The sequence below is a fragment of the Steroidobacter sp. genome, from assembly GCF_036402275.1.
GTDB lineage: Bacteria > Pseudomonadota > Gammaproteobacteria > Steroidobacterales > Steroidobacteraceae > Steroidobacter.
The window spans coordinates 1-8,305 of the sequence record NZ_DASWTF010000012.1; the positions used below are offsets into that span (position 1 = coordinate 1).

The window sequence follows — 8,305 nt, forward strand, 5'->3', positions numbered from 1 at the left end:
CCCCGCTATCCGTGATGCGGCTGCTGTTGCAGCGGCATCCGAGGACCGGAGGCTTTGCGTCGCCGTCTTTCGACGGGTATGCCCTTACTCGACGGGAGACATTCTGCAGGAGGCGAGGACCGCCAAATATCCGACGCACCCTCATGGATCGCCGTCGGATGCTGGCAAACCGCTTGAGGCCAACCAGCAGCGACTGTTGAGCATACGTAGGATCTAAGGAGGCGCGGCTAGGCGGTTAGGGAGGAGTGCTCATTCGCAAACGCAGGCGCCATAGCAACCAGGCGTTGTAAATCAGTTCGACACGCTCAGCTCCGGCTGGACGTTTGGGTGCAAAATGATAAATTGAAAACGTTACACGGTGGATTGCGAAAGTGGCGAACAAAATTCGTGCTGGGGTATGAAGAAGCACGCAGTGAAACGGAAACAAAAAGTAGCTCGCCAGCAGATCGCGGTGAGGGCTCTGCGCACTGTGCAAGGGAACGGCGGCAGCGTGTTTTGTTTCTTTATGACAAGCTCGGACTTCACTCGGATTGCGGACATATCGCGTGTTAGGGGCGATAAAGACGCTTCCCTGAAACGTTTCCAGCGACCTGAGATCAGAAAGTACGTTGCCGATACCGTGCAATTCTTGAAACAAGGAAAGGTGCTGTTTCCTGACGCCATCGTTCTCGCGATGTCTCCCGATGTTCGCTTCCGGCGATCGAGAGGCTCGGCGGCGGATGCAGTCGCGCAGGGCGTCGAGGCCGGCTTGTTGAACGTCCCGATTCGACCGAAAGGCGACCGCGTCGCGTGGATCGTCGACGGCCAGAGGCGCGCGCTCGCAGAAAGCGACTCGTTGCCTATACCGGTGGTCGCTTTTATTTCGGATGACCTTGCGGTTCAGCGCGGGGATTTCGTCCTGGTCAACAGAGCGCGCCCGCTGCCCGCTCGCCTGATAAACGAACTACTTCCCGAACCCGGCGGCGCCAAATCGCCGGCCCGAGGGGTTTCGAAACGTCAACGGACGGCGAAGTAAAACAGGCGCTTCGACCTCGGCAGGCATCATCGGAGAATAAATGAGTCGTATCGACAAAGTGGCGGCTCTCATGAAGCCCGAGCGTCTCTGGAGCCGCGCCGAGGTGCGTTCTCGTCCGTCTCCAGTCCCTCGCGTCGCGGGTGTGTATGCGTGGTACTTCCTTCGCCCTCCAGCGGGTGTATCGACGAGAGATTGTCACAAGATTCGCGGCGCTGCCCTGCTTTACGTCGGCATATCTCCAAAACCGCCGCCGGCGAATGGCGCAGCCCCGAGTCGACAGACGCTCTGCGGCAGGATTCGCTGTCACTTCAGTGGCAACGCTGCGGGCTCGACACTCCGCCTGACGCTCGGTTGTCTGCTGGCTGAAACGCTTGGCATCGAGCTTCGGCGAGTCGGCAGCGGGCGGCGGCTGACGTTTGCCGATGGTGAGCAGCGGTTGTCAGAGTGGATGGATCGTAATGCGCGCGTCTGCTGGATGCCTGTGGAGCAGCCCTGGACAATCGAGGAGCAGCTCATCTCGAAATTGTCGTTGCCGCTCAACTTACGCAGCAACGAGCGGCATTCGTTTCACCCGGTGTTGACCGAGATACGCCGGGATCACAGATATCGCGCCAATACCCTTCCGATATGGAAGCGGTCCGAGTGAGAAAACCGGAAAATCTGTTACCCGGTAGCTGTCGCATATACAGGTATGGCGCACCGAGTTAGGATCTTGTCTGCACGGCACGGCGGTGCATGTGGAGCGGATCGTGCGCGACTTCCGCCGAGGCAAGGAAGCGGAGGAGTTGGGGAGAGAGGCTCAAGCAGCAGATCGATCGAAGGCTCACTTGGTTTCACGATCAGGACGGCATGCTCGTGATTAAGGCGCGGTTGCCCGCCGAGGCGGGGCAGCTGTTTATTAAGGCCATCGAGGCCGCGTGCGAAGAGAACCCAATGGCGGAGGACGTTTCTGCGGAAACGTCATCTGTTAAATGGCGCGCCCATCCCTCGGCCCACAGGGTCGATGCTCTGGCGGTCATGGCGGAAACGTTTCTCGCCCAAGGACCCGCCGCGCTCAACGGCGGAGATCGACAACAGATTGTTGTTCACGTGGACGCCGAAACGCTGCAAGACAGCGTTGCTGGCCGTTGCCAGTTCGAGCACGGTCCGAGCGTTTCTGCAGAAACGGTCCGGCGGTTGTCTTGTGATTGCAGCATCGTTCCTATTGTAGAGAACGAAGCAGGTGAGCCACTCAATGTTGGACGGAAGACGCGAAGCATACCGCCCGCGCCTCGTGCTGGACGGTGCGTTTCGCTTTGTCACGCCCGACGGCCGGTCGTTTGACAGCACGTTGCCCGGCTACACGCAGCCGCTAGGAGATCTGAATCAGCTCGTTGCCACGCACGAAGAACAAGGGTTGCACATCGAGCGCCACACGGCGGCGACTCGATGGGATGGCGAGTCTTATGACCATGCGCTTGCAATCGAAGTGTTACTACGTCGTTGCGGGATAACATACGCGGTAACGTCGGGAGCAGGTGGCTGAACGTTTCTCGGTGGGCTCTCTGGCTGTTTGCGGCATCTAATCTGATCCCAAAGAAAAACGGCGATCCAATCGGATCGCCGTTTGTATCGCTCCGCGAGCTTCACACTCGCGTAGCGCCTGAGTTTCTCCTTGCGATTACTGCACGGCCTTGCTGAAGACATTCGAGTTGCTGCTCTGGGTGCCGTTCGAGGTGTACGCGCGGACCGCGAAGTAGTAGGTGCCGGGAGAGAGATTGTCCATGGTGTAGCGAGTGATGCCGGGGTTCGCGATCTGGATGGACTGCGTCATCGCGTTCGGGGAGGTGCCGTAGGCGATGCGGTAGCCGGCGAGGTTGGTGAGCGTGCTGCCGTCGGTGTTCTGGGTCGGGGGAGTCCAGGACAGCTCGGCGCCGCCGCTGGAAACATCGACCACGTTCCCGGCGGTCCACGCTTGACCGGTCCTTAGGAATATTTCACGTTGGCTGTGGCTAGGAGGGCTGATCTGAACCGCTCTAAGGAAATCCCAGTGAAAAAAATTCTGTTCAGAGATAAAACCGATGGCCTGGGCGTCGTTGAGCAACGTGGCCAAATCAGAATAGGCAATAGTCTGCACAAAACATCCGACAGATCGTTGGAGAATCTGAGGGATGTTCCCTCAAGCAAACCCAACGTGTTAGAGCAACCCATTCGCCGCAGAAAGCTCATCGGGCTCAAAAGCGGCGGATCCGTCCTGGAGCGCAGCGATCTGAGTCAAGCCGATGGCTACTCACAGGGACTATATGAGGCAGGCGTCATGCCCGACTGTTACTTTTTGATGGCTTGGGTCATCGGCAGAGAAGTAGGGGCTGGCGTTGGGGGCGATCGTTTCTTGGCGTGTTACGCATCATTCGGCAAAACCCTGATTTCTGTGCAAGCGTAGATGGATCTGTTGACGGGGATGGGGGGGCCTTCGTAATCTGCTGCGGCATGCGATCCACGAATGTGCGGCGGGTGAGCGCTGCGACGTGGGAATGCTTGAGTTGTCACCGGACGGCAGGATGATCCACCGCGGAGAAGGATTGTGATGCGGATGAAGCACCATCGTGGCAGCGGAATGAACAGATGGGTACGAGCCGCAGCCTTGCTCGTCGCATTCGGACTGTCAACTCCAGTATCCGCCGGCTCGACGAGAGCATCCATCAGAGAGCTTCTGATTTCCGATGACTTCGTATACGTCTACCCCTCGGGTGGCGTCGTCAACCCACCAAGCTGTCACGGTTCGAACGGCGATTATTACTCCTTCTCTTTGAATCGTCCGCGGGCGAAAGAGTATCTCGCAGGCCTGCTTGCCGCTCAGGCGCAAGGCTCGTGGGTCATATTCTATGGGACCGGCAATTGCGCCGATCAGCCCAACATCTCCGAGACCCTCGCGTATTTCTCAGTCCTGAGTGACGGTTGATCGTAAGGCCCGGCAGGTGGGATGGGCGGGGAATGTGCGGGTTTGGGAGGACAGGCCTTCGGCGGTACGAGCGTCGGTCCGTTCGAGGAGTTTCACCTGCGAAGCCGAAATCCTCCGTTCCCTTGCTGGAAAGCCATAGGGCACGTGCACCGTTTGAGAGGATGCCTGCACGCGGATGCTGGAGAGATCATCGGCGAATCGCGATTGCGATTGAGGTCGGGCGGACTCACCGGGATTGGTTGAGTGTTTCCTCGGTGCGCTACCGATCCTCCTATCACCTGATCAGTTCACAGCAATCAACGCCAGCGGATCGCTAGAGCTCGTGCGAGAGTTAGCTGCAAGCGCGTCACAAAGCACGCGTAATGACGGTGTCTCGCCTGTGAAGCGGCTGGATGCTTCGAGGGCGCAGGTCAGTCGAGTCTGCAGCACGACCTCAGCTTGCTTGTCACCGTTTTGTCGCCACGACTCATGGCATCCCTACCCGAATCGATACAAGAAAACGTGAGAAGCATGAAGACACCCGAGTGCATGAGCGAGAAACTTCGTTCATGGAACGCTGGCATCCGGTTCTTTCGGCGCAGGTCGAAGGTCTGCGTTGGTTGAGCATTCAGAACTGACTGCGGCATCCGGCGGTAGCGCCGTTACCATCACTCCCGCCAACGCTGTTGCGAACGTCACGTCCACGGGTGTTGTGTTTACTGCCGTTCTCAGCGATGCACGATTCGCAGTCTGTGCGCCCGGCGACTGTTCAACAGATCTTGGTCAAATCCCTGATTCTTTCCTATGAAGAGCGGCGCGTGTTGACAGCAACGAATACCGATGCAACATTTCAGGCAAGCTGCGCGGAGAGCATGGAAGTTGAAAAGGAACAATCGATGTAGGGTCATGACAATTGCCATGGCCTGGCTGTCCGTCGCGCTACTGTGGAACAGTCTGGCTCACTCTGCCGGATTCGACAGCACGTTTGAGGTCCGCATCGGGTACTACAACGCGGACGGACTACTGGACCTGCACGTCAGTTCGCCGCGTTCGGTCGTAATTCCAATGGATGACGTTCCAATCGTCATTCCTCCCCCGGTCGCAGAGTTCATCCTCTCCAATAACGGCGACGGCACCTTCGCTCTGGTCACGCAGATTCCGGCGGCGATTCGCGGCACCATTCGCAATTCACCCGTGGCCGACGTGGACCTGTCGGTCCGCGATGTGGATGCGAATGGCTTCGATGACCTGGCGATCGGAGGGCTGCAGGACCTCATTCCGGGTGCGATGGATCAGATCGTCCACGCCTCGCCGCGGCGCGGGCGCGCACCTTTTCATGTCACTGCCAAGAACAGCAAATTCGAGAAGTACCATGGCGATCTGATGCGGTGGATGCTGGATCCGCAATATTTCGTCAATGTACCGCTGAAGCTCAAGTCGACGCAGCCGGCGTCGGCCCTGTGGTTCGGGTTCGTCGTGGACTCGACGGACTATAGCTCCGCGTTCTGGCTCATTGAACGCTGCGAGGCCCGCTACCCTGGCAGATCGTGCGGCTACGCTTTTCTCGATCCCGTGGCGACGTCCGCGGACCCAGGCGGATGTACGCGGTCAGTGACGGTATACGACAGCAACAATCAACCGATCGGCACCGACCCGGCCCATAACGTGTGCCAGTACGACTTGCACGTTTACGTCTACATCCCAGGAACGGTTACGCTGGAGGCGGACACTTCCATTTACGATACCGACGCTCGCGAGACTGCAGAAGTCCTGCAACGCCTGAAAGACGGCTGCCCGGACGTTCCTTTGAACGATCTCGGGGCTGCGACGCAATTGGAACGGATCCTGGCTCGCGTGTGGGGTCAAGCCGTGATCGACCAGGCGCGTGGTGTGGTGAACGTGGATAACAGCGAATCGCATCCACCTTTCCCGGGTGACGGAGCTTTCGACCCCTCTGCCGATACGTATCACCACTACGACGTTACAACGCCGCTATGCGCAATGGGCGCGCTGGGATGCGACACATCCACGTTGCGCGCAACTCTGCGTTATTTCACTTATCCGAGCTACAAGCTGCAACCGACTCCCACCAGAGTCGACGGTGTCGAGGAGGTCTTGGTTAGAATCACGCTCGTTCCTGGTAACTTTGCACGCTATTACACTGTGCCGGGCGGCTACGTCACGCAGCGGAAAGTGGAGACCGGGTTCTGGCAGGGGGCCGTTCAGAATGTGACTAGACCCACGCACGTTGTCTATCCGGGAACGATCTCGCGAACGATCATCCAGAGAGGCGGCACGCTGAACGTTTTCACTCATGGCATCGGCATAAACCGGTTATTCTGTTCAGTGAACAGCACTGCCCTGGAGCCTTGGGTGCAGATGATCATGGGGTTCTCGAACGACGTGTTCGGCGCGGCAGCCTTCCGGGCGCTCGACAAAGAGATGAAGAAGTATGTCTTGAGTCATCCGCTCGGCCCGCCGCAGCCGGCCGGCGTCGCTCAGAAGCCGGCTTTCACGCCTCCGATGGGAGCCATCGGCGAGGCGACGTGAGGACTGCCGAGGCCGCAAGCCGGGGTGAACCGTCGGCGCAGTTGTCGAGATGGACCCTCGTGCTGCTGCGCCTGGAGATGCTGGTCTGCCTCGGCCCGACTTTTGTGTACTTGCCGACGGCGGTGGTGTTGGTGCCGCATCAGCTGCGCCTGGCCATCGGAGAGAACCTCACCGAGTCCTGGATTCCGGTCGCGTACTACGTGGGTGTCGCCTGCCTGTTCATCGGAGTGCTGAGCATCTGGAAGTGGCTGCGTACCCGACGGCGCTTGTTATCACGCCTACCGACCACGTGCCTGCTATCCGCGGGCATCTGTGTCCTGCCGCTCGGCCCGGTCGGGACATTCGCATTGGGTGGCTTTGAGGGGCTTACCTCACTGGCGATCTTGATCTTCATCGTTCTGCCGTTGTCGAGCGTCCTGCACCTCGGCTTCCTCGCGCGCGATTACCTGTGCGCCAAGATCCCAGCGTGAAGTGGGGATCCTTACATGTGTCCTCCGGAAATATTGGATCTCGAACTCTGACGTTCCGAAGGCCGCTACCATTCATGCCGGCTGGGAACGAGCCCAGTGTGTGGGCCAGCGACCGAAGGCCATTGCGGATCGGTGAGCTCGAGCGAGCACGGCAATGATGTTCGATCCGTTTCCGGTTGACGCGGAAATGCCGAGAACTGGCGAGACAGGCGCACAGCTTCTCAAAACCTGGAGATTGAAAACATATGGGAAAGAGATTTGCTTCTGCGGCTTTGGGTTTGGCTCTCGTCTCGTTGTCGCCACACGTATTGGCTGAACGAGCGCTCGGCCGAGTCACCTCTGTGGGCTGTGAGAACAGCAGCACCAATACGTGTTGGGTGAATGTCGAGGGCTATACCACCTCCATGTACTGTAACAATAGTAGTCAGCTTCGTTGGAATGCTGGCACGGCGTGGGGGGCGCGTTGGTACGCGACATTGCTGGCGCTACAGCTGGCTGGCGGCCAAGTTCATCTGGAGGTAGATCCGAACACCTGCGGGCCTAATGGCGCACCAACGTTTATGTACGGATTCATTGTTGAGTGACCCGGCTCAAGTCCCAGGCCGCCGCCGCCCGAGAACATCTCGGAGGCGAGCGACGGCCGGACTCTTGCTGTAACAACTCGATCCGGCACTGAAATACACCAGAGTGAAGCTGCGTTCATCGTCGGTCTCGAACATACTGGTGAGGCGACGATGCGGTGGATGCGGATGACGTCACCCCGCTATTTCGTAGTCAGTTAGAACTGGAGCAAGGTGCTTGCGGGGGCAAGGCAACGCGGGCCAGCCGGTGGCGGATGTCTGCCGGCAGATGGGGATCAGCGAAGCGACCTACTACGTCTGGAAGAAGCGCGAGTATCCATTGAGTATTAGGCTGTAGCCGGTATGCCCGCCGGGCGTCCGCTCCGGGCGGTCGCATGACTTCCGCGGGCTGTTTTCTATTCATCCCAAAGAAAAGAACGGCGACCCACATGGGTCGCCGTTTGTATCGCCTCTGAGTAACTGTCGCGGTTTACTGCACGACCTTGCTGAAGACGTTCGAGTTGCTGCTCTGGGTGCCGTTCGAGGTGTAAGCGCGGACCGCGAAGTAGTAGGTGCCGGGGGAGAGGTTGTCCATGGTGTAGCGAGTGATGCCGGGGTTCGCGACCTGGATGGACTGCGTCATCGCTTGCGGGGAGGTGCCGTAGGCGATGCGGTAGCCGGCCAGGTTGGTCAGCGTGCTGCCGTCGGTGTTCTGGGTCGGGGGAGTCCAGGACAGTTCGGCGCCGCCGCTGGAAACATCGACCACGTTGATGGAGAACGCGGGCAGCGT

General features: G+C 59.0%; 10 protein-coding genes and 1 riboswitch. Of the genes, 8 read left to right on the forward strand and 2 right to left on the reverse strand.

Annotated features, from left to right (window positions below):
- Window positions 1-93: riboswitch (cyclic di-GMP riboswitch) on the reverse strand. This riboswitch is flagged as partial in the annotation.
- 412 nt (window positions 94-505) lie between these two features.
- The 4 genes from VGD45_RS34290 (at window position 506) to VGD45_RS04765 (ending at window position 2,540) form a co-directional block, all read left to right on the forward strand.
- Entirely contained in the window at window positions 506-1,015 is a 510-nt protein-coding gene (locus tag VGD45_RS34290) for a DGQHR domain-containing protein (protein WP_414717555.1), read from the forward strand.
- A gap of 40 nt (window positions 1,016-1,055) precedes the next feature.
- Window positions 1,056-1,661, forward strand: coding sequence for a GIY-YIG nuclease family protein (locus VGD45_RS04760; protein WP_331154124.1), 606 nt, complete (start codon window positions 1,056-1,058; stop codon window positions 1,659-1,661).
- A 203-nt stretch (window positions 1,662-1,864) separates the two neighbouring features.
- Window positions 1,865-2,338 carry a DUF222 domain-containing protein gene (locus VGD45_RS34295; RefSeq protein ID WP_414717553.1) on the forward strand — a complete coding sequence of 158 codons (474 nt, stop codon included), beginning with the start codon at window positions 1,865-1,867 and terminating at the stop codon, window positions 2,336-2,338.
- Window positions 2,250-2,540: a hypothetical protein gene (locus tag VGD45_RS04765; RefSeq protein WP_331154125.1), complete on the forward strand. Its 291-nt coding sequence runs from the start codon at window positions 2,250-2,252 to the stop codon at window positions 2,538-2,540. Before VGD45_RS34295 ends, VGD45_RS04765 begins: the two co-directional genes overlap by 89 nt.
- 135 nt (window positions 2,541-2,675) lie before the next feature.
- Here the strand turns inward: VGD45_RS04765 and VGD45_RS04770 are convergent, their stop codons facing one another.
- On the reverse strand, window positions 2,676-2,951 hold the full coding sequence (locus VGD45_RS04770) for a fibronectin type III domain-containing protein (RefSeq protein WP_331154126.1): 276 nt from the start codon (window positions 2,949-2,951) through the stop codon (window positions 2,676-2,678).
- A gap of 93 nt (window positions 2,952-3,044) precedes the next feature.
- On the opposite strand from VGD45_RS04770, the gene VGD45_RS04775 reads away from it, so the two are divergent.
- The 4 genes from VGD45_RS04775 (at window position 3,045) to VGD45_RS34300 (ending at window position 7,873) form a co-directional block, all read left to right on the forward strand.
- Window positions 3,045-3,437, forward strand: a complete 393-nt coding sequence (locus VGD45_RS04775; RefSeq protein WP_331154127.1) for a hypothetical protein — start codon at window positions 3,045-3,047, stop codon at window positions 3,435-3,437.
- Between the two features lie 1,404 nt (window positions 3,438-4,841).
- Window positions 4,842-6,485, forward strand: a complete 1,644-nt coding sequence (locus tag VGD45_RS04780) for a VCBS repeat-containing protein (protein ID WP_331154128.1) — start codon at window positions 4,842-4,844, stop codon at window positions 6,483-6,485.
- Window positions 6,482-6,955 (forward strand): hypothetical protein, encoded by a 474-nt coding sequence (locus tag VGD45_RS04785; protein WP_331154129.1) that lies wholly within the window; start codon window positions 6,482-6,484, stop codon window positions 6,953-6,955. Before VGD45_RS04780 ends, VGD45_RS04785 begins: the two co-directional genes overlap by 4 nt.
- Before the next feature lie 798 nt (window positions 6,956-7,753).
- Window positions 7,754-7,873, forward strand: a complete 120-nt coding sequence (locus VGD45_RS34300) for a transposase (RefSeq protein WP_414717554.1) — start codon at window positions 7,754-7,756, stop codon at window positions 7,871-7,873.
- A gap of 132 nt (window positions 7,874-8,005) precedes the next feature.
- Here the strand turns inward: VGD45_RS34300 and VGD45_RS04790 are convergent.
- Window positions 8,006-8,305 (reverse strand): fibronectin type III domain-containing protein (locus VGD45_RS04790; RefSeq protein WP_331154130.1); only part of this gene is annotated, 300 nt, incomplete at its 5' end.

Excerpts from the sequence above, each read along its gene's own strand:
- VGD45_RS34290 (WP_414717555.1), top strand. The coding sequence starts at position 506 with ATGACAAGCTCGGACTTCACTCGGATTGCGGACATATCGCGTGTTAGG.
- VGD45_RS04765 (WP_331154125.1), top strand. The coding sequence starts at position 2,250 with ATGTTGGACGGAAGACGCGAAGCATACCGCCCGCGCCTCGTGCTGGAC.
- VGD45_RS04780 (WP_331154128.1), top strand. The coding sequence starts at position 4,842 with ATGACAATTGCCATGGCCTGGCTGTCCGTCGCGCTACTGTGGAACAGT.
- VGD45_RS04760 (WP_331154124.1), top strand. The coding sequence starts at position 1,056 with ATGAGTCGTATCGACAAAGTGGCGGCTCTCATGAAGCCCGAGCGTCTC.
- VGD45_RS34295 (WP_414717553.1), top strand. The coding sequence starts at position 1,865 with ATGCTCGTGATTAAGGCGCGGTTGCCCGCCGAGGCGGGGCAGCTGTTT.